This window comes from Actinomadura syzygii (genome assembly GCF_008085905.1).
Classification (GTDB): domain Bacteria; phylum Actinomycetota; class Actinomycetes; order Streptosporangiales; family Streptosporangiaceae; genus Spirillospora; species Spirillospora syzygii.
In genome coordinates this window covers 157,281-182,601 of record NZ_VSFF01000009.1, presented here as the reverse complement: position 1 = coordinate 182,601, position 25,321 = coordinate 157,281, and the positions used below count along the sequence as shown (strand labels likewise).

Annotated in this window: 22 protein-coding genes; 6 read left to right on the top strand and 16 right to left on the bottom strand. The window is 75.4% G+C overall.

The window, feature by feature from the left end:
• Positions 1-7: 7 nt before the first annotated feature.
• Both FXF65_RS23665 and FXF65_RS23660 read right to left on the bottom strand, forming a co-directional pair.
• Positions 8-2,308 carry an FdhF/YdeP family oxidoreductase gene (locus FXF65_RS23665; RefSeq protein ID WP_148352211.1) on the bottom strand — a complete coding sequence of 767 codons (2,301 nt, stop codon included), beginning with the start codon at positions 2,306-2,308 and terminating at the stop codon, positions 8-10.
• 55 nt (positions 2,309-2,363) lie between these two features.
• Positions 2,364-3,449: a S1C family serine protease gene (locus FXF65_RS23660; RefSeq protein WP_246199036.1), complete on the bottom strand. Its 1,086-nt coding sequence runs from the start codon at positions 3,447-3,449 to the stop codon at positions 2,364-2,366.
• Between the two features lie 177 nt (positions 3,450-3,626).
• Between FXF65_RS23660 and FXF65_RS23655 the strand changes: the two genes are divergently transcribed.
• A complete protein-coding gene (locus FXF65_RS23655) occupies positions 3,627-4,235 on the top strand; it encodes a TetR/AcrR family transcriptional regulator (protein ID WP_148352210.1) in 609 nt (202 codons plus the stop codon).
• On the opposite strand, the gene FXF65_RS23650 is transcribed toward FXF65_RS23655, so the two are convergent.
• The 7 genes from FXF65_RS23650 to grpE all read right to left on the bottom strand — a co-directional run bounded on the left by FXF65_RS23650 (position 4,232) and on the right by grpE (position 15,917).
• Positions 4,232-5,479: a multidrug effflux MFS transporter gene (locus FXF65_RS23650; RefSeq protein ID WP_148352209.1), complete on the bottom strand. Its 1,248-nt coding sequence runs from the start codon at positions 5,477-5,479 to the stop codon at positions 4,232-4,234. The two genes, FXF65_RS23655 and FXF65_RS23650, sit on opposite strands and share 4 nt — an antisense overlap.
• 263 nt (positions 5,480-5,742) lie before the next feature.
• Entirely contained in the window at positions 5,743-7,452 is a 1,710-nt protein-coding gene (locus tag FXF65_RS23645; RefSeq protein ID WP_148352208.1) for a TRAFAC clade GTPase domain-containing protein, read from the bottom strand.
• A 4-nt stretch (positions 7,453-7,456) separates the two neighbouring features.
• The gene (locus tag FXF65_RS23640) at positions 7,457-9,676 is read right to left on the bottom strand and encodes a GAP1-N2 domain-containing protein (protein WP_148352207.1); all 2,220 of its coding nucleotides are present in this window, start codon (positions 9,674-9,676) and stop codon (positions 7,457-7,459) included.
• A gap of 2 nt (positions 9,677-9,678) precedes the next feature.
• The gene (locus FXF65_RS23635) at positions 9,679-10,959 is read right to left on the bottom strand and encodes a TRAFAC clade GTPase domain-containing protein (protein ID WP_222868704.1); all 1,281 of its coding nucleotides are present in this window, start codon (positions 10,957-10,959) and stop codon (positions 9,679-9,681) included.
• On the bottom strand, positions 10,959-13,595 hold the full coding sequence (locus tag FXF65_RS23630; RefSeq protein ID WP_148352206.1) for a SaeA-related protein: 2,637 nt from the start codon (positions 13,593-13,595) through the stop codon (positions 10,959-10,961). The genes FXF65_RS23635 and FXF65_RS23630 overlap by 1 nt, the downstream gene beginning before the upstream one ends.
• Before the next feature lie 14 nt (positions 13,596-13,609).
• Positions 13,610-15,193: an Hsp70 family protein gene (locus FXF65_RS23625; RefSeq protein WP_148352205.1), complete on the bottom strand. Its 1,584-nt coding sequence runs from the start codon at positions 15,191-15,193 to the stop codon at positions 13,610-13,612.
• 7 nt (positions 15,194-15,200) lie between these two features.
• Complete coding sequence (gene grpE, locus FXF65_RS23620) at positions 15,201-15,917, bottom strand: nucleotide exchange factor GrpE (protein ID WP_148352204.1); 717 nt, start codon at positions 15,915-15,917, stop codon at positions 15,201-15,203.
• 193 nt (positions 15,918-16,110) lie between these two features.
• Between grpE and FXF65_RS23615 the strand changes: the two genes are divergently transcribed.
• Positions 16,111-16,761, top strand: a complete 651-nt coding sequence (locus FXF65_RS23615) for an ACT domain-containing protein (protein ID WP_148352203.1) — start codon at positions 16,111-16,113, stop codon at positions 16,759-16,761.
• 9 nt (positions 16,762-16,770) lie between these two features.
• Here FXF65_RS23615 and FXF65_RS23610 read toward each other — a convergent pair whose 3' ends face one another.
• Positions 16,771-17,688 (bottom strand): carbohydrate kinase family protein, encoded by a 918-nt coding sequence (locus FXF65_RS23610; RefSeq protein WP_148352202.1) that lies wholly within the window; start codon positions 17,686-17,688, stop codon positions 16,771-16,773.
• A gap of 71 nt (positions 17,689-17,759) precedes the next feature.
• On the opposite strand from FXF65_RS23610, the gene FXF65_RS23605 reads away from it, so the two are divergent.
• Both FXF65_RS23605 and FXF65_RS23600 read left to right on the top strand, forming a co-directional pair.
• A complete protein-coding gene (locus tag FXF65_RS23605; protein ID WP_148352201.1) occupies positions 17,760-18,398 on the top strand; it encodes a class II aldolase/adducin family protein in 639 nt (212 codons plus the stop codon).
• Between the two features lie 44 nt (positions 18,399-18,442).
• A complete protein-coding gene (locus tag FXF65_RS23600; RefSeq protein ID WP_148352200.1) occupies positions 18,443-18,865 on the top strand; it encodes a TIGR03668 family PPOX class F420-dependent oxidoreductase in 423 nt (140 codons plus the stop codon).
• A gap of 3 nt (positions 18,866-18,868) precedes the next feature.
• Here FXF65_RS23600 and FXF65_RS23595 read toward each other — a convergent pair whose 3' ends face one another.
• The gene (locus tag FXF65_RS23595) at positions 18,869-19,867 is read right to left on the bottom strand and encodes an ADP-ribosylglycohydrolase family protein (protein WP_148352199.1); all 999 of its coding nucleotides are present in this window, start codon (positions 19,865-19,867) and stop codon (positions 18,869-18,871) included.
• Positions 19,868-19,898: 31 nt separating this feature from the next.
• Positions 19,899-20,717, bottom strand: a complete 819-nt coding sequence (locus FXF65_RS23590) for an AraC family transcriptional regulator (protein ID WP_246199035.1) — start codon at positions 20,715-20,717, stop codon at positions 19,899-19,901.
• A 94-nt stretch (positions 20,718-20,811) separates the two neighbouring features.
• Between FXF65_RS23590 and FXF65_RS23585 the strand changes: the two genes are divergently transcribed.
• Complete coding sequence (locus FXF65_RS23585; protein ID WP_148352197.1) at positions 20,812-21,222, top strand: DUF2000 family protein; 411 nt, start codon at positions 20,812-20,814, stop codon at positions 21,220-21,222.
• Here the strand turns inward: FXF65_RS23585 and FXF65_RS23580 are convergent.
• Both FXF65_RS23580 and FXF65_RS23575 read right to left on the bottom strand, forming a co-directional pair.
• Positions 21,197-22,318: an acyl-CoA dehydrogenase family protein gene (locus FXF65_RS23580; protein ID WP_148352196.1), complete on the bottom strand. Its 1,122-nt coding sequence runs from the start codon at positions 22,316-22,318 to the stop codon at positions 21,197-21,199. The two genes, FXF65_RS23585 and FXF65_RS23580, sit on opposite strands and share 26 nt — an antisense overlap.
• Positions 22,319-22,379: 61 nt before the next feature.
• Positions 22,380-22,622 carry a hypothetical protein gene (locus FXF65_RS23575; protein ID WP_148352195.1) on the bottom strand — a complete coding sequence of 81 codons (243 nt, stop codon included), beginning with the start codon at positions 22,620-22,622 and terminating at the stop codon, positions 22,380-22,382.
• A gap of 135 nt (positions 22,623-22,757) precedes the next feature.
• Here FXF65_RS23575 and FXF65_RS23570 point away from each other — a divergent pair, with 135 nt between their 5' ends.
• Complete coding sequence (locus tag FXF65_RS23570; protein WP_148352194.1) at positions 22,758-23,669, top strand: NADP-dependent oxidoreductase; 912 nt, start codon at positions 22,758-22,760, stop codon at positions 23,667-23,669.
• Positions 23,670-23,681: 12 nt separating this feature from the next.
• Here the strand turns inward: FXF65_RS23570 and FXF65_RS44765 are convergent, their stop codons facing one another.
• Both FXF65_RS44765 and FXF65_RS23560 read right to left on the bottom strand, forming a co-directional pair.
• Positions 23,682-23,828, bottom strand: coding sequence for a hypothetical protein (locus FXF65_RS44765; protein ID WP_222868746.1), 147 nt, complete (start codon positions 23,826-23,828; stop codon positions 23,682-23,684).
• Positions 23,829-24,482: 654 nt separating this feature from the next.
• Entirely contained in the window at positions 24,483-25,247 is a 765-nt protein-coding gene (locus FXF65_RS23560; protein ID WP_222868702.1) for an SDR family NAD(P)-dependent oxidoreductase, read from the bottom strand.
• Positions 25,248-25,321: the final 74 nt, after the last annotated feature.

Here is a 25,321-nt window from a genome sequence, read left to right as displayed (position 1 = left end):
GCCGAGCCTAGACCGCCCCCGCACCCCCCGGCGAGCCGCTCTCCAGGCGGACGACGACCGACTTCGACGTCGGCGTGTTGCTGACGTCGGCGGTGCTGTCGAGCGGGACGAGGACGTTCGTCTCCGGGAAGTACGCCGCCGCGCAGCCCCGCGCGGTCGGGTACGACACGACGCGGAAGGACGGCGCCCGCCGCTCCACGCCGTCCGACCACTCGGAGACGAGGTCGACCACGGCGCCGTCGTCCACGCCGAGGGCGGACAGGTCGTCCGGGTTGACGAACACGACGCGGCGCCCTGCCTTGATGCCGCGGTACCGGTCGTCCAGGCCGTAGATCGTGGTGTTGTACTGGTCGTGGCTCCGGACGGTCTGGAGCAGCAGCCGCCCCTCCGGGACGCGCAGCACCTCCAGCTCGTTCACCGTCATGTTCGCCTTGCCGGTCGCGGTCGGGAAGCGGCGCTCGTCGCGCGGCGCGTGCGGCAGCGTGAACCCGGCCTTCCCGCGGACGCGGGCGTTGAAGCGCTCGAAGCCCGGCACCACCCGGGAGACGTGGTCGCGGATCACGTCGTAGTCGCGTTCCATCGCGTCCCAGTCGATGCCCGAGTCCGGCAGCGCGGCCCTCGCCAGGCGGCAGACGATCGACACCTCCGACAGCAGGTCGGCGGACGCGGGCGCGAGCCGTCCCCTGGACGCGTGCACCATGCCCATCGAGTCCTCGACGGAGACGAACTGCGTCCCGGACCCCTGCTCGTCGCGCTCGGTCCGGCCGAGCGTCGGCAGGATCAGCGCCGTGTCCCCGGTGACGGCGTGCGACCGGTTGAGCTTCGTCGACACCTGCGCGGTCAGCTGGCAGGAGCGCAGCGCCGCCTCGGTCACGGCCGAGTCGGGGGTCGCGCGGACGAAGTTGCCGCCCATCCCGAGGAACACCGTCGCCCGGCCGTCGCGCATGGCGCGGATCGCGTCCACGGTGTCGAGGCCGTGCTCGCGCGGCGGCTCGAACCCGAACTCGGCGGCGAGCGCGTCCAGGAACTCGGGCCTGGGCTTCTCCCAGATGCCCATCGTCCGGTCGCCCTGGACGTTGGAGTGCCCGCGCACCGGGCAGACGCCCGCGCCGGGGCGCCCGATGTTGCCGCGCAGCAGCAGGAAGTTGACGATCTCCCGGATCGTCGGGACGGAGTTGCGGTGCTGGGTGAGGCCCATCGCCCAGCACACGATGATCCGCTTCGCGCCGAGCACGTCGCCGAGCGCCGCCGCGATCTCGCCGCGGGTGAGTCCGGTCGCCTCCAGCACGTCGTCCCAGTCCAGGCCGAGGACGTGCTCCCGGAACGCCTCGAACCCGTGGGAGTGCTCGTCGAGGAACTCGCGGTCGACCGCGTCCGGCGCGTCCGACTCCAGGAGCAGCCGGTTGAGGGCCTGGAACAGCGCGAGGTCGCCGTTCAGCCGGATCTGCAGGAACCGGTCGGCGAGCGACGTGCCGCGCCCGGTCACCCCGGACGGGCGCTGCGGGTTCTTGAACCGCATCAGCCCGGCCTCGGGCAGCGGGTTCACGGCGATGATCCGCGTCCCGGCCTTCTTCGCCTGCTCCAGCGCCGACAGCATGCGCGGGTGGTTCGTCCCCGGGTTCTGGCCCACGACGAAGATCAGGTCGGCCTTGTCCAGGTCTTCGAGCAGGACCGAGCCTTTGCCGATGCCGATCGTCTCGCTGAGCGCCGACCCGGACGACTCGTGGCACATGTTGCTGCAGTCCGGGAGGTTGTTCGTGCCGAACGCCCGGACGAAGAGCTGGTAGGCGAACGCGGCCTCGTTGCTCGTCCGGCCGGAGGTGTAGAAGACGGCCTCGTCGGGCGAGTCGAGCGCCGTCAGCTCGGACGCCAGCAGGCGGAACGCCTCGTCCCACGGCACCGGCTCGTAGTGCTCGGACCCGGCCCGCTTGAGCATCGGCTCGGTCAACCGGCCCTGCTGCCCGAGCCAGTGGTCGGACCGCTCCGCCAGCTCCGCGACGGTGTGCCGGGCGAAGAACTCGGGGGTGATCCGCCGGGTCGTCGCCTCCTCCGCGACGGCCTTCGCGCCGTTCTCGCAGAACTCGGCGACGTGCCGGCGCTCGCCCTCCGGCCACGCGCAGCCGGGGCAGTCGAAACCCTGCTTCTGGTTGACGCGCAGCAGCGCGAGCGCGGTGCGCCTCACGCCCATCTGGTCGTAGGACTGGCGCAGCGCGGCCGTGACGCCGGGCACGCCCGCGGCCCACTCCTTCGGCCGGGAGACCCGGAGACCGGTGTCGTCGAAGTCGTCGTCGGGCGCCTTGCGGCTCATCGCACACATCCTCGCGGTCGGCTGGGCATGCCCTACTTTCGCATGCCGCCGCACGTCACTGCGGGGGGCCTTCCGTCAGACGGACGGGGGCGACCGCCCGGACGCCCTGCCGGTCGGCCCATTCCAGTTGGACGACGTCCCCCGGATGGCGCGCGAGCATCAGCCCGGTGAGCGTGCCGGGCGAGTCGACGACCTGCCCGCCGAGCCCGAGGATGACCCCGCCGACCGGCACGCCCGCGGCGTACGCGGGCGTGCCCGGGACCACCTCGGCGACCAGCGCGCCGGACGACCGCCCGTTGGAGCGGACCTTCACGCCGAGCAGCGCCGTCGGCCCGATGTGCACGGTCGCCGACGCCTCCCCGCGCTCGATCCGCCGCGCGATGGCCAGGGCCCGGTCGGACGGGATGGCGTAGCCGCGGTGGTCCTTCCTGCGCTCGCCGCCGTCCATCGTGAACCCGGACGACGCGGCGGTGTTGATCCCGATGACCTTCCCGGACGTGTCCAGCAGCGGCCCGCCCGAGTCGCCCGGCTTGATCGGCGCGTTCGTCTCGATCAGGCCGGTGAGCCGCTCGGACGTCCCGGTGCTGTCGTCGCGCGCGGTGACGGACTGCTCCAGCGCCGTCACCAGCCCGGTGACGACGGTGGGCGTCCCGCCCTTGCCGCCCGCGTTGCCCACCGCGGTGACCGGGTCGCCGACCGCCACGTCCGCCGCCGAGGTGAACGCGGCGGGCTTCAACCGGACCGCGCCGGTCAGCCGGATCACCGCGATGTCCCCGGCGCGGTCGTAGCCGACGACCTTCGCGGCGTAGCCCCGGCGGTTGTCGGTGTCGGTGCCCTTGATCTGGGTGGCGCCCTGGATGACGTGGTTGTTGGTCAGCACGAGGCCGTCCGCGCTGAGGACGAGGCCCGTCCCGGCGGCGCGGGTGCCGTCCAGGGACTGCTCGGTCTCGATGTTCACGACGCCCGGACGGCGGCCGCTGGGCTTGCCGTGCTTGGTGGCGGACGCGGTGCCGGGCGGCGGCGCGTCCGCCGGGCCGGCGCCCTCGGTCAGCCGGCAGCCCGGGACGAGCAGGGCCAGCAGCGCGAGCAGGAGCATCGGGATCGCGGCCCGGGCCGCGCGGCGCACGGGGTCCTCGCTCACCTCGACCTCCTCCTGGTTTCCCCCAATGATTCCCGATTCCCCGGGATTAGTCCGGACGACGGCGCGTCCCGGTTCGATGGCCGAACCGGCAGGCCGCGATCCTCCCCGGCCGAAGCCCATACCGACCGGTCGGTTCCTGGCAAGCTAGGGAGGACAAACGGGTATGAGGAGGCGGCGATGAGCGAGCGGGCGGTTCCGGAGTCCGTGGCGCCCGTCCGGCGGAGCGCGGTGGAGCGGCGGATCCTCGCCGCCGCGCTGCGGCTGTTCGCCGAACGGGGCTTCGACGGGACGTCCGTGCAGGGCATCGTGGACGCCGCCGAGGTCACCAAGGGCGCGCTCTACCACTACTTCGACTCCAAGCACGACCTCCTGTACGAGATCCACCACTCGCTGATCGCCCGGCAGCTCGCCGACCTCGGCACCGTCCTCGACCGGGGGCTGCCGCCGCGCGAGGCGCTCCGCGCCGCGCTGACCGGGCTGATCGTCAGCACCGCCGAGCACATCGACGAGGCGAAGGTGTTCACCCGCGAGATGCACCGGCTGGACGACGCCCGCATGCGCTCCGTCCGCGAGGACCGCCGCCGCTACCACCTGACGTTCCGGACGCTCGTCGAGCGGGGCCGGCGCGAAGGCGCGTTCGGCCGCGGCACGCCCGCCGACACCGTCACGATCGTCGCGCTCGGCATGGTGAACCAGATGCCCGCCTGGTACCGGGCGGACGGCCCGAAGTCCGCCGAGCGGCTCGCGGAGGAGGTCGCCGACTTCGTCCTCGCCGGGCTGGGCTAGGCGCGCGCCGTTTTCGGCCGCCGGGGCGCGCGTCCGGCGGACACGGTGGCGACGCCCGCGAGCAGCGCCACGACGGCGATCGTCAGGGCCATCGGGACGGCGGTGTCCGGCCCCGCGATCCCGGCGAGCGGCGCGGCGGCCCCGCCGAGCGCGAACGTCGCGACGCCGAGCAGCGCGGAGGCGCTCCCGGCGACGCGCGGCGGACGTCCGGACAGCGCCAGCGCCGTCGCGTTCGGCCCGATGAGCCCCTCCCCGAACGCGACGAGGAACAGCGCGGGCAGCACCCCGCGAAGGCCGATGTCCGCGAGCACCGCGACGAGCAGCGCGGCCCCGCCGAGCGCCACGACGACGAGCCCGGCGGCGAGCAGCTTGCGCAGCGCCACCCGTCCGGCGAGCGTGCCGCTGAGCTGCCCGGCCGCGACGATCCCGAGGGAGTTGACGCCGAAGACGACGCTGAACTGCTGCGGGGACAGCCCGTAGATGTCCTGCAGCACGAACGGCGACCCGGAGATGTAGGTGAACAGCGCGGCGAACGCCATGCCGAGCGTGAGCGCGTACCCGACGAACGCGCGGTCGGCGGCCAGTTCGCGGAACGTCCGCGCGGTCGCGCGCAGCCCGCCCGTCTCGCGCTCCCCGGGCGGCAGCGTCTCGCGCAGCCCGAGCAGCGCGCCGAGGAACAGCGCCACGCCGATCCCGGCGAGGACGGCGAACACGCCCGGCCACGGCATCAGCCGCAGCAGCTGCCCGCCGATGACCGGCGCGAGGATCGGCGCCAGCCCGTTCACCAGCATCAGCGCGGCGAAGAACTTGGCCGCCGCGACGCCGTCGTAGAGGTCCTGGACGATCGCCCGCGCGATCACGATCCCGGCCGCGCCCGCGAAGCCCTGCACCAGCCGGAGCGCGATCAGCGTCTCCACGGTCGGCGCGGCGGCGCACAGCAGCGACGCGGCGGCGTAGGCGGCGAGCCCGATCAGCAGCGGGCGGCGGCGGCCGAACGTGTCGCTCAGCGGCCCCGCGACGGCCTGCCCGGCGGCCAGCCCGACGATGCACGCCGTCAGCGTGAGCTGCGTCTGCGCCGCGCCGGTCGACAGGTCCGAGGTCAGCCGGGGCAGCGCGGGCAGGTACATGTCGATCGACAGCGGCGCGAGCGCGGTCAGCGCCCCGAGCACGCCGATCAGCACCAGCCGCCGATCCGCCGGACGGCCCTGCGAGGTCTCGGACACCGATCCGGCGGTCTGCGTCATGGGGGATCTCCAGATGTGGGCGAGCGCGCTACAAACCAGTAATCCAATGACACACCGTTATCTTCCACGTCAGGAAGTGAACTACATCACATCGACCATCAGCACGGGTCGTGGGGCCGGAGGCGCCCCAGCGCCGGAGGCCGCACGACCCGCCGAGCGAGGGGCCGTTTCCCGAGCCGCGAACGCGGACTCGGGAAACGGCCCCTCGCGAGCAACGGGGGTTCCAGGGGGTCGCCCCCCTGGGAAAACACAGCCCCCCTGGGTCAGAAGGGGAATCGCTGGGCCGCCGCGACGACCGCGCCCGTCAGGGTGGCTGCTGTCAGTACTGACAGGCCGGAGAGGACGGCCCAGCGGCCTACCGTGTAGCCGACCGGGACTCGGGACGAGTCTCGGCCGCGTACCGGCCAGGGGGCGCGCAGGGGGGCCGTTCCCGGTGGGTCGGGCGGGACTTCGGCGACCGTTCCGGCGCCGTTCGCGGTCAGGCCGGTCACCCAGCCGAGCAGCTCGGCGACGTCGGCGGGCTCGGAGCCGAGGCCGGACGCGAAGTACCGGACCTGCCCGGCGACCTGGTCGAGCGTCCGGACGGTGTTGCCGAGCCCGACGCGGCCGAGCCATTCGCGCAGGTCGGCGTCGCCCGCGAGGCCGCGGCCGATCTCGGTGCGGGCGAGCAGGTCGGTCTTGGTGACGATGACCGCGACGCGCTTCTGCCGTCCCTGGTCGGGACGCGACCGCAGCTCGTTCAGCACCCGCTGCAGGGTGTCGGCCGGGTCCTCCTCCGACGACCCGGCGGACCGCTCGACGAACCGCCGCTCGTCGCCGGTCAGCGCCCGGCGGAGCTGGGGGAGCGCGAACGGGTCGACGACGAACAGCAGCGCCTCGCCGTGGTCGAGGTAGCGCAGCGACTCGACCTCCGTCGCGCCCGTGTAGTGCTCCCCGGCCGGGTCGAACAGGTAGAGGATGCGGCGGGCGCGGCCGGGCAGCTCGACGTCCACCATGGTGGCGAGCGGCAGCTCGGGGCCGGTCTTGGCGAGCCGCCCGCCGCGCTGGAACTCGCGGATCGCGCCCGCGTAGGCCTGCGCGTGCCGCCGCTCGACGAACGCGAGCCGCCCCTCGACGGCGCGGACCCGCGCGTGCAGGGCCCGGATGCCGAGGACCATGAACGTGGTCTTCCCGGCGGCCGGGCCGCCGACGAACGGCAGCGGCTCCACGCGGACCCGCCCGATCCGGTCGGGGAGGCGCCCGCCGCAGTGCGGGCAGTAGGCGGCGAGGCGGAACCGTCCGAGCGGGACGGTCGTCGGCAGCCGCGCCCCGCACCGGCACACGTGCCGGAACGCGCCGCCGGAACCGGGCGTGAGGCGCGGATGCCGCGCGCCGCAGCCGGGGCACTCGTACTCGGGCAGCCCGATCCGCTCGTAGCAGAACGGGTGCGGGCAGGTCTGCAGGATGCGGCCGTACATCATGAACAGGCGCTCCACGGCGGCGAGGACGAGCACGCACGCCAGCCACACGGCGAGCCCGATCGCGGCGGCCACCCCGTACAGGACGGTCAGCGCCAGCACGAACACCGTGGCGGGGACGGCGGCCGCGACGATCCCCGCGCACAGGCCGAGCCAGACGGGGAAGAGGAAGAACCCCCAGAAACCGCCGAGCAGGACCCGCGTCAGCTTGACGACGACGCCCCGCGCCGTCCGGTACACCTGCGGGACGACGGTGCGGCTGATCGTCCACCAGTCGCGCCACACCTGGCCGAGCAGGTAGTGCCGGTAGGAGATCGTCGGCTCCGCGACCGGCGACGGGCCGTCGAGCGTGGACGGCGCGAGCGTCCGGCAGGCGTGCAGGTAGTACAGGCCGAGGGCGGCGGCTCCGGCGGCGACGATCGTCCCGGCGAACAGCACCGGGAACACGTACATGAACCCGAGCCACATGGCGGCGGCCCACACGACGATCAGCAGGACGACGATGACGGGGTTCACCGGCTCACCCCCCGCCTTCGGCGAGGAGGTCGCGGAGTTCGGCGCGCAGTTCGGGGCTGCGCGCGAGGTGCGCGTCGAGCTGCTTCGCGGCGAGCCAGCGTCCGGCGGCGGCGCGCGTCCACGCCTCCAGGCCGGGGTCGCGCGCGCCGCGCGCCCGCAGCCGCAGGACGACCTCGACCAGCTCGTTGCGCCGCTCGACGTCGGCGGAGCGCAGCGGGGCGCGGCCCGCGCGGGCGCGGCCGGGCAGGTCGGCGGTCCACCGCGCGCCGAGCCGGGCGCGGACGGGCGCGGGCAGGGCGGCGAGCAGCTCCGCCCGGAACGCCGGGGGCCGCTCCGCCAGCCGCCGCGCGGCGCCGATGAACGCCTCCCCGGCGAGCTGGGGGGTGGCGCCCGCGTCCGCGATCTCCGCCAGGGCGCGCGCGGCGCGTCCCGGGCCCGCGGTGATCGCCGCCGCGTACGCCTGGACGGCGGCGGCGTCGCGTCCGGCCCGGCCGTCCGGCAGCAGCTCGCGGACGCGTCCGGCGAGCCGCAGCGCGGCGGGCTCGGCGAGCCGGTCGCCGCCGGGGAAGGCGAGCCTGGTCAGCGCCCGGGACGGCAGCCCGGCGAGCGCGGGATGCGCGGCGAGGGCGGCGCCGTGCGCGTCCAGCAGCGCGGCGCACTCGTCGGCGGTCGGCGGCGACGCCCACACCTCGCGGAGGGGACGGTCGAGGTCGGCGCCGTCCAGCCGGAGCAGCTCGCCGGTGACGGGGACGCGGCGTGCCGGGTCGCGGCGTCCGACGGACGCGAGCACGGCGCACGCCACGCCGGGCGCGGCGCGGGCGAGCCCGGCGCGCTCGTACAGCAGGTCGCAGTTCGCGGGGGTGAGCACCGCCGCCCGCTCGCGCTCCCCGGCGCCCGCGAGGCCGGCGAGCACGCCGCCGAGGAGGGCGCCGCGCAGCCCGTCCGGGCAGCCGGACAGCGCCGCGCCGACGTCGGCCGCGCCGCGCCGCGCGCAGTGCGCCGCCCCGGCCGCGACCCGCGCGGCGTCCAGCGGCAGCCCGGCCCGGTCCGCGACACGTGCGGCGGCGGCCACCGCCGCGAGGTCGCAGGCCGTGGACAGCGCGTCCGAGAGCCGGTCGGCGACGCGCACCGCGCACTGCCGCGCGACCTCCGCCGCGCCCGCCTCCCGCGCCCGCTCGTGCACGGCGAGCGCCAGGTCGAGCCCCATGGACGGGACGCCCGGCACGAGGTCGCGCCACACCCACTCCGGGATGCCGGACCCGCGCCGCGACAGCAGCTCCGCCGCCGCGCCCTCCTCGCCCGGCGTGACGGTCGCGTCGCCCCGGCACAGCGCGAGCAGCGCGCCCGCGCCCTCCCGCGCCGGATCGCTCGGCGGGGCCAGCTCGCCGAGAGCGTCCAGGCCGCCGAAGTCGGCGTCGCGCCAGCACCCGGCGACGGTGCGGGCGAAGCGGCTCGGCGCCCCGTCCGGGACGCGCCCGCCGAGCCGGAACGCGCGGGCGTGCGACGCGCGGTGCCGCACCGCCGCCCAGATCGCCGGGGTGGTGCCGACGAGGCGCTGCGCGGCGCCGTCCGGGTCGCCGGTGTAGGTGACGAACGACAGCCGCGCCGCCGCCGCGACCGGCAGCGAGTACGACACGACCGCGATCCACCGGGCGATCAGCTCGACGTCGTCGGCGACCAGCACGACCCGGCCGTGGCCCCGGCCGAGGACGTCCGCGACCGCGTCCACCAGGTGCGCGAGCAGCGCGTACGGGTCACCCGGACCCGACGAGGAGAGCCACGCCGCGAGGGCCTCCGGGTCGAGCGCCGCGCCGGGCGTCAGCTCGTCCAGGGCGTCGAGGACGCTCTCCGGCGCGGGACGCTGCGTCCAGTGCGGGGCGTGCCACAGCTCCGCGGGCCGCAGTCCCTCCAGTTCGTCGGGCTCGGCGACGACCGCGTGGGCGAAGAAGTTGCCGAACCGGCCCGAGTAGTCGCGGCCGAGGTAGCGGCAGCGCAGCAGCAGCGGACGGCCGTCCACCCGGTCGTAGAGCAGCGACACCGGGAACTCGCCCAGCTCCGCGTCGCCCGGCGACGACGGCGCGTCCGGCGGCGGACGGTACGACAGGTACGGCGTCACCCCGGCCCGGACGCCGTCCGGCAGCCCCGGCGTCTCGGCGACGAACTGGAACCCGGCCCGCCCGGTCGGGCCGCGCCGCGCCGACGTGTAGTGCAGCTGCCAGGCCATCGCTAGGCGTCCCCAGAGCGGACGCCGTCGAGCATCCCGAACCGGTGCAGCAGCCACAGCAGCGGGTCTTCGGCCCGGTAGGGGCGGACGCCGCCCGCGCCGACGCGGTCGCCGTCCGGGACGCCGCCGAGCGCCGACAGCCCGAACAGCGCGTGGTCGGCGTACTGCTGCCCGAGGTAGGTGTCGAGCTGCCCGGCCTGCCAGTCGTGCAGCAGCGCGCGGACCTGCTCGTTCACCGCGTCCCTGTCGTCCAGGTCGAGGACTCCCCGCCCGGCGCGGGACCGGTGCAGCGCCGACTGCTTGAGCAGCCCCGGACGCAGCACGTCGATCTTGGTGAGCGCGACCGCGACCGGGACGGGCAGCGGCTCGCCGGGCCGCGTCCCGTGCCGCTGCCGCAGCGCGTCCGTCACGCGCGCGATGACGTTGAGCGGCTCGCTGTCGGGGTCCTCCCCGGCGCCGCGCGGCGCGGGCACGGCCTCGCGGACGCCCGCCCGCGCGCCGGGCAGCTCCAGCGGGTCGACGAGGAACACGACGGCGTCGGCCGCCTCCAGATACCGCAGGTGCAGGTCGGTGACCTCGCGGCTGCGCAGGTCCTCGCCCGCGGTATCGAACAGGACGAGCGCGAGCGAGTCGTTGCGGGCCCGCGCGAAGCGCCCCCGGCGGGTGCGGGTCAGCAGGTAGACGAGGGGCTCGCGGGGCCCGGTGGCCGCGCTCGCCGTCGTCGGCAGCAGCCGCCGCTCCTCCAGCAGCGGCCGCGCGAAGTCGCGCTTGTACCGCTCGATGGTGCGGTCGTCGCAGGCGACGAGGGAGGCGTCCAGCTCCGTCCCGACCCGGTTCATCAGCTCGTGCAGCAGGACGGCGATGTAGGTGCTCTTGCCCGCGTTCTTCGCGCCGACGAGCGCGACGATCCGGCCCGGCGAGTCGCAGTACGCGGACGGCAGCGGGTTGTGGCACTCCGGGCAGGCCCGGTTGCCGGTCGGCACCCCGCAGCCGGGGCAGTCCGCACGGCCCCGCCGGCCGGACGAGCGTCCGGGCGCGGCGAACACCGGCGGCAGCGACGCGCCCGCCGTCGAGCCCGTGTAGTCGGCGAGGGCCTCGTCCAGGACGGACGCGCAGCCCTTCCGCCGCCCGGCCTGCCCCCGGCAGCGGAACAGGATCCGCGAAGGCGCGACCGACGCGAAGCAGTACGGGCACGTCACGCCCTGCCGGGACGCTCCCCGTCCGGACGCGCGCTGTCCGGACGCGATGCGCGGGATCGCCACGCGGGCGAGCGGCCTCGTCATCACGGCACCCGCAGTCGGCGGACGGGCGGGTCGCTCAGCTCGACGACGTCGTCGTCGGCGAAGCAGCGCAGCCAGTAGGGGCCGGACGCGTCCGGAGCCGCGAGGGACAGCTCGCCCGGCACGGGCACCTGCTCCCACGCGCCGAGCGTCTCCCCGTCGGCGGCGCGGTGCGGCATGACCCGCCCGGCGCGCAGCACCAACGACAGCCGCGCCACCCGCAGCGGGCGGGACGAGGTGAGCCGCACCGTCAGCGACCGCCGCCACGGCGGGCCCGCCCGCAGCACGTCGTACCGGACGATCGCGCGGGCCGCGACCGCGGCGCTCACCGGCGGCCCGGTCACCCGGGCACCGCCGACGGTCCCGGCCGCGGCGACGGTCAGCTCGACCGGCGCGTCCTCCGGGGCGGGCACCCGGATGCCGCCCTGCGTGTCGTAGGCGGCGCGGGTCACCACCGCCTCCGCCGGCGGCTCGCCCATCCGGATCGCCTCCCCGCCGACCCGGTAGGCGAGCGCGACCTCGGCGACGTCCGGCGGCCAGTCGAACCCGACGTGCACGTGGTCGCCGCGCCGCTCCGCGACGAGGCGGCGCGGCGGCGGCAGGTTCACGTGGTGGTGGTAGCCGCCGATGGCGGCCGTGTCCTCGGCGACCGACACCGCGAGCAGCCAGCCGCTCGCCCCCGGCCGGACGTCCAGCCCGCCCGGGACCGGCGCGCACGCCAGCCGCCGCGTCTCGCGCCGCACCTCCGCCAGCGGGACGAGCGCGCTGCGCGGCCACGGCGGCGGCGTCTCGGACAGCACCAGCTCGGCCGTCCCGTTCCCCGGCGGCACGAACCGGACCCGGACGAGGCCCGGGTCGTCCGGCGCGGTCTCGGCGGTCAGCTCGAACACCGGCTCGGGCGGCGCGGTCGGCGTCACCGAGGCGGGCACGCCGTCCGTCACGGTCTCGGCTCCCGCGCCGTCGGCGTAGACGGCGGAGATCCGGTAGTGCAGGGTGCGGCCGTTCGGGACGCGCTCGCGGAACCCGTCGCGCCCGCCGGGCACGGCCGTCCCGTCCCGGACGACGACGACCCTGGCGGCCTCGGGCGGGCACCGCCACCGGCCGGTGACCTGGCCGTCCCCGGCGACGAGCACGACCTCGGCGGGCTCGGGCCGCACGACCACCGGCTCCGCGACGGTGGGCGCGGCGGCGGCGTCGCCGCGCGCCGCCACGACCGCGTAGTACAGCGGGACGTTCACCGGCGGCCGCCCGTCGCGCGTCCCGGCGACGGGCGCGCCGTCCCGCGCGTCGCGCGGCGGCCGCCCCTCCCGCCGCACCGCGTGGTAGGCCACCTCGCCCTCGGCGGACGGCGACGGCTCCCACGACAGCCGCACGGCGGGCCCGTCCGCGTCCGCGTCGACGTCGGCGCGCACCGCCGGGACGGGGCGCGGCGGCAGCCGCCGCTGGTGCGCCCGCGCCCCCGGCAGGTCGCGGACGAGCCGCAGCGCGTCGTCGAGCAGCCGGTACGCGCGGTCGGGGTCGGGCTCGGCGGCGGCGGACTCGCGCAGCCGCAGCGCCGTGTCGAGGCGGTGCCGCGCCTCGGCGGCGAGCACCTCCTCCTCGGGCGGGCCGGCGTCCCCGGCGGGCCGGGGCGCGGCCGGGCGGGGGACGCTCGCCGCGTCGGCCAGCTCCGCCGCCGCGTACACCTCGCCCGCGTCGAGCAGGGCGCGCAGGCGCCCGGCGAGGCCGCCGCCGCCCGCGGGCCCCGTCTCGCGGACGACCGCGAACACCATGCGCCGCGCGTCGCCCTCGTCGACGCCGAGGTCCTCGGTCGCGAACCGGAGCAGCGCCCGCTCCGACGCGCGCTGTCGGAGCCGCTCGCGGAGCCGGTCGACCACGTCGAACAGCGCCAGCGCCGACAGGTCGGCCCCGGACCGCAGCGCGGCGAGGACCGTGTCGGCGTGCGTGGTGCTCGTGTCGCGTCCCCGCCGCGCCCACTCGGCGCCGACGGCGGCGACCGCGTCCGCGTCGAGCCGGGGCCCGCCGCCGGGCGCGGCGAAGCCGTCCAGCAGCCGGACCGGGCCGGCGAGCCGGCCGCCGAACACGAACGCCGCGAGGTGCCGGTCGCCGAGGACGTCCAGCGACTCCCGCACCTTCCGGTACGCCGGGTAGGGCGCGGCGGCGGGCAGCGGGTCGGGCTCGCGGACCTCGACGCCGTCGGCGGCGGCGACCCGCTCCAGCTCGGCGCGCGTCACCCCGCAGGTGCGGGCGATGCCCTCGATCTCGGCGGGCGTCGCCATCCGCGGCGCGCCCGCGGCGTCGGCGAGCCGCGCGCGGGCCTCCGCCGCCCGCTTCTCGGCGCGCTCCCGGCCGCCGCGCAGCCGCGCGGACAGCGGCCGCAGGTCGCCGCGCTCGGCGGCGGCGAACAGCGCCGCCAGCTCGCGGTGCTCGGCCTCCAGCCGGTCGATCAGCTTGCGGTACTTCAACTGGCCGCGGGCCCGCCGCCAGCACTGCCGCACCTGCCTGACCCGCGCGGCGACCGACTCCGCGGTGAGCGGGTCGGCCAGCGCGTACCGGGCGCGCAGGTCCTCGGGAGGCTGGTCGCCCGCGGCCCGCGCGGGCTCCAGTACCTCCCGCCGGTAGTCGTCGTCGAACGCCACGGGCGCCTCCCGGCTCAGCTCACCTGGACCCGGGAGAGGGTCTTCCGGGAGCGCTCGACCTCCTCCTCGGACATGCCGCCGACGTCCACCTTCAGTTCGAGCCGCTCGCCGGTCTCCTTCTCCACGGCCGTGACGTTCAGCAGCCCGGACGAGTCGAGCTCGAACGTCACCCGGATCGGCCAGCCCGCCTTCTTGCCGTGCGGGACGCGGATCTCCCCGGTCGCGATCTCGGTGTTGTCGGGCAGCTCGGCGGACTCCACCACCCCGGCCTGCTCCATGACCCGGATGTCGGCGGACGCCTGGTCGTCGTAGACGGTGAAGAAGTCCTCGGTCCGCGCGGCGGGCAGCGCGTCGTTGGTGTGGACGAGGTGCGCGACGCCCTCCGCGCCGCTCTCCCGGTCGACCACCACGATCCCGAACGCGTGCGACGCGACCGTCTTGATCTGCCGCGCGGCGATCTGCTTCTGCTGCTCGGCCGACAGCCCCGCCCGGTTCGCCATCTCCACGGCCCGCTCGGCCGCGCCCTCCCGGACGAACCGCCGGTACGTCTCCTCGAACGCGTACAGCGCCGCGCCCTTCGCGACCGCGAGGTCGGGGTCCTGGAGGCGGGGCGCGAGGCCGAGCTCGGTCTCCAGCCGCGCCGCGACCACCGGCATCTTCGTGGACCCGCCGACGAGGACGAGGTCGTCGTAGTCGACCACGCCCTTCTCCGCGGCGGTGGACAGCGTCCGGCCGGTGATCTCCACCGTCCGGTCGAGGAGGTCCTTGGTCAGCTCCTCCAGCTTCTCGCGCGTCACCTCGACGGCCGCGACCCGCCCGGCGTGCATGACCCGGACGGTGTGCGAGGTCCGCGTGGTGAGGGCCTTCTTCGCGTCCTCGGCGTCGCGGCGGAGCTGCTGCTCGGTCTGCTTGTCGTCCAGCGGGTCGCCCGCGTCCGGGTGCTCGGCGCGGAACCGCTCGGCGAGGTGCTCGACGAGCCGCGCGTCCCAGTCGGCGCCGCCGAGCTCGTGGTCGCCGTCGGTGCACACCACCTCGATGTGGCCGCCGCGCAGCGAGATGACGGTGGTGTCGAACGTCCCGCCGCCGAGGTCGTAGACGAGGATCGTCCGGTCGGCGTCGGGGTTCAGCACGCCGTAGGTGATCGCGGCGGCGATCGGCTCGGACACGATGTCGATGACGTTCAGCCCCGCGATCCGCCCGGCCTTGCGGGTGGCGTCGCGCTCGGCCGCGCCGAAGTACGCCGGGACGGTGATCACCACGTCCCTGGCCTCCTCGCCGGTCGTGGTGCGGGCGTCGGTCGCGAGCTTCAGCAGGATGAACGCCGACAGCTCCTCGGGCGTGAAGTCGATCCCGTGGATGGGACGGGTCACGTCCCGGCCCATGTCGCGTTTGACGAGGCTGACGACGTTGTCGGGCTCCAGGACCGCGGTGTCCTTCGCGGTGGCGCCGACGACGACGTTCTCACCGCTCTCGAAGTACACGACGGACGGGGTGGTGTCGGTGCCCTCCATGTTGCGCAGGACCGCCGGGCGCCCCACGTCGTCGATGGAGGCAATGCAGGAGTACGTGGTTCCCAGGTCGATCCCGTAGACAGCCATGTCCCTCTCACCCATCGGTGTTCGTCGTCGTCTCGCCGCCGCCCGTCCGGCGGCGGGCGTGACCCGAGCCGTTCGCGGCGTGCTCCGCCGCCGCGTCCTCCTCCGCGTTCCCGCCGGTGCGCCGCGCCCCGCCCGCGGGGAGCCGCCCGACGCCGACCTCCGCCTTGCGGAGCACCTTCCCGCCCTGCTCGAACCCGTCCGACTCGACGGCCGTGACCGTGTCGGCCCGCAGCGGGTCGTCGACGGGCGTGACCGCGACCGGACGGTGCCGGGACGCGTCGTACGGCTGCCCCGGCTCCACGGTGAAGCGCTCGACGCCGAGCCGAGCCAGCGCGTCCGCGACGTCGTCGGCGACCGCCGCGAGCAGCAGCGCCGTCCGGTGCCGATCGGGCGGATCCGGCGGGTCGGCGGGCTCGGGCGCGGCGAGCCGGCGGGACTCGCGGCGCGTCCGGTCGTGCAGCCGGTACAGCGCGGCGCGGACCGGCTCCAGCATCGCGTCCAGCTCGCCGCGCCGCAGCCGCTGGTTCTCCGCGTGCAGCCGATCGATGACGGCCTCGCGGTGCGCGGCCCGCTCGTGCTCGCGGTCCAGGCGCGCGGCGAGCCCGGCGAGGGCGTCCAGCACCCCCTGCCGGGAGGCGCGGGCGGGCTGCGCGGACGTCTCCGGCACGGACTCCGGCTCGGCCGCGGAGTCCTCGCTGACTCGGGGTTCCCCGTCCCTCGACACGTGCAGTCACCTTAATGCTGGGCGGCAAGAGGCGATAGGTCGGCTGATGACCTTCACTGGACTCTAGTTTGACTCCCGCCCCCCGTTCCAGCACCGACGCAGGCAGCGTTTTCTCCGTCCGACACCATTGCGTAACACGACGGAAACGGTTTTCGCCGACCCTGGGGGAAACGTGGGGGAACCGGAGGTGGCGATGTTGTTGCGGATTCGCGTCCGGCTGGCGGACCGTCCCGGCTCGCTGGGACGGGTGGCGCGGACGATGGGCGCGGCCGGCGCGGACGTCGTGCAGATGGCGGTGCTGGAGCGCGGCCACGGCCGGGCGCTGGACGACTTCACCGTCGAGTGGCCCGCGGGCGCGGCCGTGGACCGGCTGGCGGACGGCCTCGGCTCGGTGCCCGGCGTGGAGCTCGTCGGGGTCTGGCCGACCGCCGAACCGCTCGGCGCCCACCCGGACGCCGCCGTGATCGGGCAGGTCGCGGCCGTGCCGGAGCGCGGCGCGGAGACCCTCGCGGACGCCGTCCCGGCGATCCTCAGCGCCGACTGGGCGTGCCTCGCCCAGCCGGGCCCCGCCGGGGAGGCGGTGGTCGTCCACGCGAGCGCGTCCGCCGCGCGGGCCGTCCCGCCGGAGCTGCTGCCGCTGCGCCCGCGCGCCTTCACCGGCCCGGACGGCGCGCACTACGCGATCTGCCCGCTGGCGAAGGGCGCGCTCGCGCTCGTGGTGGCGCGGACGTCCGCGCCGCCGTTCCACCGGTCGGAGGTGTCGCGGCTGGAGCAGCTCGCGGGCGCGGCCGACGCCGTCCTCGCCGGGAGGGCGCGCGTGCCGACCGGGGACCGGGCGGTCTGACGCGCCGGGTCAGTTGAGGAGGGCGAGCACGGCGTCCAGGTCGGTGAGGCAGGCGTCGGAGCCGAGGCCCTGCGCGACGGTCGCGGCGGCGGCCGTGCCCCAGCGCGCCGCCTCCAGGACGTCGCGCCCGTGCGCGAGGCCCGTGATGAACCCGGCGCAGTAGGCGTCGCCGCAGCCGGTGGTGTCGACGACCTCGACGGGCAGGGCGGGCAGCCGGTGCACGCCCGCGGCGGTCGCGACGATGCTGCCGTCCCCGCCGAGCGTCACGACGACGGTGGACGGGCCGCGCGCGAGGAGGGCGCGGGCGGCCTTCTCGGGGTCGTCCTCGCCGGTCATCGCCGCCGCCTGCTCCTCGTTCGGCAGGAAGTGGTCGACGTGCGGCAGGAACGAGGCGGCGCTCTGGAGCAGGTCGGGGAGGTTGGACAGGAGGTCCAGGGTGACCACGGTGCCGGTCTCGCGGGCCGCCGCGAGCATCGCGAAGAACGCGGGGTCGTTGAGCCCGGCCGTGACGTCCGGCCCGCCGACGTGGACGACGCGCGCCGCGCCGAGCAGGCCGGACCCGACCGAGCCCGCGGTGAGCGTGAGGTTCGCGCCGGGCAGGTGGAGGCTCGGCCGCCCGCCGTCCGGCCGGATCGGCAGCACGGAGGCGCTCGTCGGGTCGGCGGTGCGGCGGACGAGCCCGCGCACGTCCACCCCGTTCCGGGTCATGATGGCGACGAGCAGGTCGCCGAGGTCGTCGTCGCCGATCGCGCCGACCGAGATCACGTCGTTGCCGAGCCGGGCGAGCGCCACGGCGGTCCCGGCGGCGGCGCCCGCCGCGGTGACCCTGATCTCGTCCACCACGACGGCGTCCTGCCCGTCCGGGATGCCCCGCACGGGGCGGGCGAGCACGTCGAGGATGTGCGCGCCCACTGTCACGACCGTCATGACCAGACCTCTCGAAGATCGTCAGGGCCGTAGCCTAACCGGCGGGTAAGTTGAACGTGAAAGGCATTCGTATGCTCTTGGCGCAGGAAAGGGACGAAATAGTCGCGACCGGGAGGCGGCTGGCCGAAACCGGTCTGGTCGCGGGGACGTCCGGCAACGTCAGCGTCCGCGTCGGCGACCTCGTCGCGGTCACGCCGGGCGGGATGATGCTCGACCGGATGGAGCCCGCCGACTGCCCCGTCGTGTCGATGTCCGGACGCCGGGTCGAGGGGGAGCGGGCGCCGTCGTCCGAGACGCCCATGCACCTCGCCCTGTACGAGGCGACCCCGGCGGCGGCCGTCGTCCACACCCACTCGACCTACGGGGCGGTCGTCGCGACGACGATGACCGAGCTGCCGCCGATCCACTACAACACGCTCCTGCTGGGCGGCGTGGTGAAGGTCGCCGAGTACGCCACCTACGGGACGCCGGAGCTGGCGGAGAACGTCCGCGCGGCCATGGCCGGGGGCAGGCGGGCCGCGCTGATGGCCAACCACGGCGGCGTCGCGATCGGCCGCGACCTGGAGGAGGCGTTCGAGAACGCGCGCCTCCTGGAGTGGTTGTGCGGCGTGTACGTGCGGGCGAAGGCGATCGGGGAGCCGCGCGTCCTGACGGACGAGGAGCTGGCGAAGGTGGTGGAGCGCGGCCTGACCCCGCCCGAACCGTGGTGATCGCCCGTGCTGATCATCAGGGCCGGGCGTGGGACGCTGGGGACGTGCCGAAGCTGTCGTCCGGCGAGGCGCGCCGGCTGCTGACGACGGTCCCGGTCGCGCGCCTCGCGACCGTGGCGGAGGACGGGCGGCCGCACCTCGTCCCGGTGACGTTCGCCGTCCACCGCGGGGCCGTCTACACGGCGGTCGACCACAAGCCGAAGGGCACGCGGGACCTGCGGAGGCTCGCCAACGTCCGCGCCAACCCGCGCGTCGCGCTGCTCGCCGACCACTACGAGGACGACTGGGACCGCCTCTGGTGGGTCCGCGTCGACGGGCACGCCGCCGTCGTCGACGACCCCGCGCGGACGGCCGAGCCCGTCCGCCTGCTGGCCGACCGCTACGCGCAGTACCGGGAGCGCCCGCCGGAGGGCCCGGTCATCGCCATCACGATCGACGCCTGGACGGGCTGGACGGCGTCCCTGTGACCGTCAGTCCCAGGCCGCGCCGATCCTCGCGAGGTCGTCGGCGTACTCGATGCGGGACGCCCACTCGTCCGGCCAGGCGGCGAGGCCGAGGCGCGCGCCCGCGAACGCGCCCGCCAGGCACGCGATCGAGTCGGAGTCGCCGGAGCTCGCCGCGCCGCGCCGGATCGCCTCGACCGGCTCGTCCGGGAAGAGGAGGAAGCAGAGCAGGCCGGTGGCGAGGGCCTCGTCCGCCGTCCAGCCCGCCCCGGTGATCTCGCATGGGTCGGACGACCGGTCGGCGCGGGCGAGGGCCGCGTCCAGGGCGTCGAGGCGGCCGAGGCACTCGTCCCAGCCGCGCGCGACGAACGCCTCGGGGGAGCCCGCGCCGGATCGCCGCCACAGGCCGCCGAGCCACCGCTCGTGGTAGACCGCGCGCTGGTCGTGGCAGCGTTCGCGGAGCGCGCCCGGCAGGTCGGACGGGTCCATGCCGTCCGCCAGCCACCGCACGGCGAACGCGGTCAGCTCGCTGGCGGCGAGCCCGGTCGGATGCCCGTGGGTCAGCGCCGCCTGGAGCTGGGACGCGCCCGCCCGCGTCTCGTCCGAAAGCCCGGGGGCGAGGCCGACCGGCGCGACCCGCATGTTCGCGCCGCAGCCCTTCGACCCCGCCACGGTGGCGTCCACCCACGGCTTCCCGGCGGCCAGCCCGCGGCACGCGCGCAGGCAGGTGTTGCCGGGGGCGCGGTCGTTGTCCGGGCTGTTCAGCCAGTCGACGAACCGCCGCCGCCACATCGGCGTGATCAGGTCCGGGGTGAACGGCGGGTTCTCCAGGGCGTCGAGGAGCGCGAGGCCCACCGCGATCGTCATCTGCGTGTCGTCGGTGACGAGCGCCGGGTCGCCGTTGAGCTGGGTCGGGCCGTGCTCGCCGAAACGCCTCCGGATCTGCTTCATGTCGAGGAATTCCGTCGGCGCGCCCAGGGAGTCGCCGTACGCCAGCCCGAAGATCGCCCCGCTCGCCCGTCTCATGGGCGGCATTCTTCCCTAATCGCCCACTCGCCTAGTCGGTGCGAGCGCCCCGGAACCCGCCGGGCGTCATGCCGTAGCAGCGGACGAACCACCGCGTCAGATGGGCCTGGTCGGCGAACCCCGTCGCGGCGGCCACGTCCCCGATCGCGTCGCCGCGCGCCAGCCGCCGCCGCGCCGCGCGGAGGCGGAGCTGGCGCCGATAGTCGCTCGGCGCCATCCCGTACGCGCGGCGGAAGCCCCGGTACAGCGCGAACCGGCTGCATCCCGCCGCCCGCGCGAGGTCGTCGGCGCCGACGTCGTCCAGGTAGGAGTCCTCCAGGCGCCGCCGCGCCCGCTCCACCGCGCCGGTCGCGGTGGACGCGCGCAGCCGCCGCGTCGATGCCCGCGTCGACGCCCGCGCCGCCATCGCGCCGACCGCCGCGGTGAGCAGTTCGTCCCTGCGCAGGGCGGACGCGCCGTCCAGCAGCGCCGCGTGCAGCCCGCGCAGGTTCCGCGCCAGGACGGGATCGGCCACGACGGGCGAGTCGAACAGCGGCAGCCCGGTCGGACGGTCGGCGATGTCGGCCAGCACGTCGGCCACCAGCTCAGGGCCGATGTGCACGATCCGGTAGGTGAAGCCCAGCTCGTCTGCGGGATGGCCGTCGTGCGGGTCGTCCGGGTTGAACGCGATGACCATCCCGGCCGCGCTGGTGTGCGCGCCGCCCCGGCAGCGGAACGCCTGGTAGCCGTCCTCGGTGACGCCGAACGAGTACGTCTCGTGGCTGTGCCGGTGGTAGGCGTGCCGCTCGAAGCGCGCGTGCATCGCCTCAAGCGGACGGTCGGCCGACCGCCAGTACCTGCTCCACTCCACTACCTGCTCCACTCCACGCCGTCCAGTCTGGCGCACGAGTCGCGCGCACGAGCGTTCAAGACGGCCCGGCGGGCGCGGCGCGATCCTGGACGGCATGCGTTTCGACACCAAGATCGGGATCGTCGTCCGGGACGACCTGGCCGCCTGGCAGCGCCTCAACGTGACGGCGTTCCTGGCGAGCGCGGTCGCCGGGGGCGTTCCCGGGATCATCGGCGAGCCGTACAAGGACGCCTCCGGCAACGCCTATCTCGCGATGTTCCGGCAGCCCGTCCTGGTCTACGAGGGGGCCGCCGACGCGATCGCGGCGGCCCACGCGCGGGCCCGCGCCCGCGAGCTGCCGACCGCCGTCTACATCGAGGACATGTTCAAGACCGGGCACGACGCGGCGAACCGGGAGACCGTCCGCGCCGTCCCGGGGGACGCGCTGCCGCTCGTCGGGTTCGCCGTGCACGGCCCGAAGAACGGCGTGGACAAGGTGCTCAAGGGGCTGCGGCTGCACCCGTGAGCCCGGCCAGCGCGGCGAGGCGCTCCCGGTGCTTCGCGGGCGCGCCGAACAGCTGCCGGGACGCCTGCGCCCGCTTGAAGTACAGGTGCGCGTCGTGCTCCCAGGTGAAGCCGATGCCGCCGTGCAGCTGGATCGCCTCGCCCGCCGTGTGGAAGAAGGCGTCCGAGCAGTACGCCTTGGCGAGCGCGGCGGCGGCGGGCAGGCCGTCCGGGTTCTCGTCGGCCACGGTCGCCGCGTTCAGCACCGCCGAGCGGGCTGACTCGACCTGCACGAACATGTCCGCGCAGCGGTGCTTCACCGCCTGGAACGACCCGATGGGACGTCCGAACTGATGCCGCACCTTTACGTACTCGACGGTCATGTCGAGGGTCTTCTGCGCGCCGCCGAGCTGCTCGGCGGCGAGCGCCACGGCCGCGACGTCCAGGGCCCGCCGGACGGCGTCGCGCGTCCCGACCTTGCGGGCCGGGACGCCGTCGAACGCGACCTGGGCGAGCTTGCGCGTCTGGTCGACGGTCGGCAGCAGGCTCCGCGTCACCCCGGCCGTCTCGCCGTGGACGGCGTAGAGCCCGACGCTGTCCCCGTCGCCGTCGCCGTCCCCGTCGCCGTCTTCGTCACGGGCCGCGACGAGGAGCAGGTCGGCGGTGTGGCCGTCGAGGACGAAGTCCTTGGCGCCGCGCAGGCGGCCGTCCTCGACCCTCGTCGCGAGACCGTCCAGGTCCCAGGAGCCGTTCTCGGCGACGGCGAGGGTGGCGATCGTCGTCCCGTCCGCGATGCCGGGGAGCAGGTCGCGGCCGCCGTCCCCGGCCTCCAGCGCCGCCGCCGCCGTGACCGCCGCGAGGAACGGGGCGCACACGACGGCCCGCCCCATCTCCTCGAACACGACCGCCAGCTCCCGCATCCCGTACCCGGCGCCGCCGTGCGCCTCGGAGATCGCGAGCCCCTGGAGCCCGAGCTGGTCGGCCATCAGCGACCACAGCGCGGGGTCGTACCCGGCGCGCGTACCCATGAGCCGCCGCACCTCGGCGGACGGCGACCGCTCCGCGAACAGGCGCCGCAGCGCGTCCCGCAGCTCTCGCTGCTCCTCGGTGGGCTTCATACCGGGACATCCTGCCGCACGCCCGTGGCCCCACCGGGGGACTCCCACCCAGCGGGACGGCTCAGGGCGCCCAGTCGTGCGGCCCCAGCACGTACCCGTCGCCGGTCGAATGGACGTGGTTGATCGACACGAGGTGCCCGAGCGCGGCCCACAGGTCCTCTTCGGGCCCGCCTACCAGCCGTCCGATCGTCTCGAAGTCCGCGGCCCCGCCCTCCTTGTCGATCTCGGCCACGGTCTCGTACACGACCAGCTCGAAGTCCGACAGCTCCTGGACGTCCCCGCGCCGTTCCTCTCGCTCCTCCATACAGCGAACGTGCCCGCTCCAGAACGTCTCTATCTGCCTGAGCCGGACACGTCGAGGCTCGGCCGAGGTGTCACGCGGAGTGAATGGTGCATCGTCTTCCTAGAGGCTGTGCACCTACGTATGAACGGATACTCCATGAGAGCTGTACGGATTCATGAGCGCGGCGGAAGCGACGGCCTCGTGCTGGAGGACGCGCCGACGCCCTTCGTCGCGACCGGTGAGGTGCTCGTGCGGGTGCGGGCGGCGGGGTTCGTCCCGGACGAGCTCGACTGGCCCGGCACGTGGGTCGACCGGGCGGGACGCGACCGGACGCCGTCGATCCCCGCCCACGACGTGGCCGGGGAGGTCGCCGAGGTCGCGTACGGCACGACCGGGTTCGCCGTGGGCGACCGCGTCTTCGGGCTGACCGACTGGCACCGGGACGGGGCGGCGGCCGAGTACGCGGCGATCGAGGCGCGCGACCTCGCGCCGATTCCCTCGTCCCTGTCGTTCACGGCGGCGGCCGCGCTGCCGCTCGCCGGGCTGACCGCCTGGCAGGCGCTGTTCACGCACGGCGGCCTGACCGCCGGGCAGACCGTCGTCGTGCACGGCGCGGGCGGCGGGGTGGGCGTCCTCGCCGTCCAGTTGGCGCGGGAGGCCGGGGCGCACGTCATCGGCACCGGACGGGGCCGCGCCGCCGACGTCGCGCGGGAGATGGGCGCGCACGCCTTCGTCGACCTCGAACGGGAGGCGTTCGAGGACGTCGAGCCCGTCGACCTCGTCTTCGACACCATCGGCGGCGAGCTGCTCGCCCGGTCGGCGGGCCGGGTCAAGCCGGGCGGCGCGCTCGTGTCCGTCACCGCGCCGCCCCCGGTCGAGCCCGAGGGCGGACGCGCCGTCTTCTTCATCGTCGAGCCCGACCGGGCCCAGCTCGCCGAACTCGCGGAGCGCGCCGAGTCGGGCGCCCTCCGCGCCCACGTCGGCGCGGTCTACCCCCTGGCCGAGACGCGCGAGGCGTTTCAGGCCAAGCACAAGGGCATCCCCGGCAAGGTCATCCTGGAGACCTGAATGTGAACTCGTTTAGGAGATGGGGATGCACACGGCATAGACCGTGTAGGAACCCGTCGTGCCCGCTGAATTGTTGAAGGACACGGTCCACGTGCTCTCAGTGGACGGGAAGGACTCGTACTGCTGCGCGGTGAGGTTGTTGCCTCCGAGGGGCGTCACCACGCCACCGCCCGTGATGACGGTTCTGGCCGGGCAGGTCGCGGTTCCCGTGTTGAGCCCGGACGTCAACGTGTAGGTCTGCCGGACGATCTCGGTCGGCTGGGTCGGTCCCGCAGGACCCGTCGCCCCTGTAGCCCCTGTCAGCCCTTGCGGACCGGTGGCTCCCGTTGCCCCTGTCAGCCCTTCCGGACCCGTGGGGCCTGTCGCGCCTGTCAGCCCTTCCGGGCCGGTGGGGCCCGTTGCACCCGCCTGCCCTTCCGGACCGGTGGGGCCCGTTGCACCCGCGGGGCCCGTCGGTCCGGGCTTTCCCGGCGGGCAGGCGTGCTTGCAGGGGTGCTCTCCGTCGCCGCCCCCGACCACCGCCGCGTGGGCCGTCGACGCGGCTCCCGCCAGCAGCGCCGCGGTCACCGCCGGTACGGCGACACGTCTCAGAAGGGCTGTGGGCTTCCGTCTCATTTCCGTCCCCCGTGAATTGTTCGGCTGAATACGGACGAACCCCCTCGTCCGCATGCGGGCGAGGGGGTGCGTCGTTGATCGACACGGTACGGATCCAGCCGACCTATGTCACGGACGGTGACGACGGATTGACGTATTGAGCGAAGAGATGACCAAAGATTCGGCGCGTGTTGGCCCGTCGGGGGCGCGGCCCGGTGGTCATTGGGCCGTCCAGCCGCCGTCCACCGCCAGCAGGGCGCCGGTGATGAAACTGGACGCGTCCGAGGCCAGGAAGGCGACCGTCTCGGCGACCTCGTCCGGGCGGCCGATGCGGCCGATCGGGTGGGCGGGGCCGAAGGAGGCGAGCATCTCGCGGCCGTTCTCCACGACGCCCTCCATGATGTCGGTGTCGATCACGCCGGGCAGGACGGCGTTGGAGCGGATGCCCTTCGGGCCGCCCTCGATCGCGAGGACGCGGGTCATCTGGACGAGCGCCCCCTTCGACGCGGCGTAGGCGGTCTGCGTCTCGAAGGCGACGACCGACGAGACGGACGCGATCGAGACGATCGAGCCGCCGCCGCCCTCCGCCATGACGCGGAACGCCTCGCGGGCCTGGACGAAGTTGCCGCCCGCATTGACGCGCAGGATGCCCTCGAAGTCGTCGACGCTCGTCTCGGTGATCGGCTTGTTCAGGGTGCGCCCGGCGTTGTTGACCAGGATGTCGAGGCGTCCGAAGCGGTCGCGGGCGAGGCGCATGGTGGCGCGGGCGAGGTCCTCGTCGGCGACGTCGCCGACGAGGACGGCCACGTCGTCCGCGGCGAGGTCCTCGACGGCGGGGGAGCGGTCGGTGACGACGAGGCGGGCGCCGCGGGCGCGCAGCAGTTCGGCGGTGGCGCGGCCGATGCCGCGGGCGGCGCCGGTGACGACCGCGACGCGGCCGGTGAGGTCCCAGGCGGCGGGCGGGTTCATGGCGGGCGGGTTCATGGCTTCTCCGGTGAGTCGGCGTCCTGCCCTCGACGGTGGCCGACCCGGCGCGGACATGGCAGGCCGCCCTCGTC

What these genes read in the sequence shown, in the direction of transcription:
- FXF65_RS23665 (WP_148352211.1), bottom strand. Translation starts at nt 2,308, where the DNA reads ATGAGCCGCAAGGCGCCCGACGACGACTTCGACGACACCGGTCTCCGG.
- FXF65_RS23655 (WP_148352210.1), top strand. Translation starts at nt 3,627, where the DNA reads ATGAGCGAGCGGGCGGTTCCGGAGTCCGTGGCGCCCGTCCGGCGGAGC.
- FXF65_RS23650 (WP_148352209.1), bottom strand. Translation starts at nt 5,479, where the DNA reads ATGACGCAGACCGCCGGATCGGTGTCCGAGACCTCGCAGGGCCGTCCG.
- FXF65_RS23640 (WP_148352207.1), bottom strand. Translation starts at nt 9,676, where the DNA reads ATGGCCTGGCAGCTGCACTACACGTCGGCGCGGCGCGGCCCGACCGGG.
- FXF65_RS23635 (WP_222868704.1), bottom strand. Translation starts at nt 10,959, where the DNA reads ATGACGAGGCCGCTCGCCCGCGTGGCGATCCCGCGCATCGCGTCCGGA.
- FXF65_RS23625 (WP_148352205.1), bottom strand. Translation starts at nt 15,193, where the DNA reads ATGGCTGTCTACGGGATCGACCTGGGAACCACGTACTCCTGCATTGCC.
- FXF65_RS23615 (WP_148352203.1), top strand. Translation starts at nt 16,111, where the DNA reads ATGTTGTTGCGGATTCGCGTCCGGCTGGCGGACCGTCCCGGCTCGCTG.
- FXF65_RS23610 (WP_148352202.1), bottom strand. Translation starts at nt 17,688, where the DNA reads ATGACGGTCGTGACAGTGGGCGCGCACATCCTCGACGTGCTCGCCCGC.
- FXF65_RS23605 (WP_148352201.1), top strand. Translation starts at nt 17,760, where the DNA reads ATGCTCTTGGCGCAGGAAAGGGACGAAATAGTCGCGACCGGGAGGCGG.
- FXF65_RS23595 (WP_148352199.1), bottom strand. Translation starts at nt 19,867, where the DNA reads ATGAGACGGGCGAGCGGGGCGATCTTCGGGCTGGCGTACGGCGACTCC.
- FXF65_RS23585 (WP_148352197.1), top strand. Translation starts at nt 20,812, where the DNA reads ATGCGTTTCGACACCAAGATCGGGATCGTCGTCCGGGACGACCTGGCC.
- FXF65_RS23580 (WP_148352196.1), bottom strand. Translation starts at nt 22,318, where the DNA reads ATGAAGCCCACCGAGGAGCAGCGAGAGCTGCGGGACGCGCTGCGGCGC.
- FXF65_RS23575 (WP_148352195.1), bottom strand. Translation starts at nt 22,622, where the DNA reads ATGGAGGAGCGAGAGGAACGGCGCGGGGACGTCCAGGAGCTGTCGGAC.
- FXF65_RS23570 (WP_148352194.1), top strand. Translation starts at nt 22,758, where the DNA reads ATGAGAGCTGTACGGATTCATGAGCGCGGCGGAAGCGACGGCCTCGTG.
- FXF65_RS23560 (WP_222868702.1), bottom strand. Translation starts at nt 25,247, where the DNA reads ATGAACCCGCCCGCCATGAACCCGCCCGCCGCCTGGGACCTCACCGGC.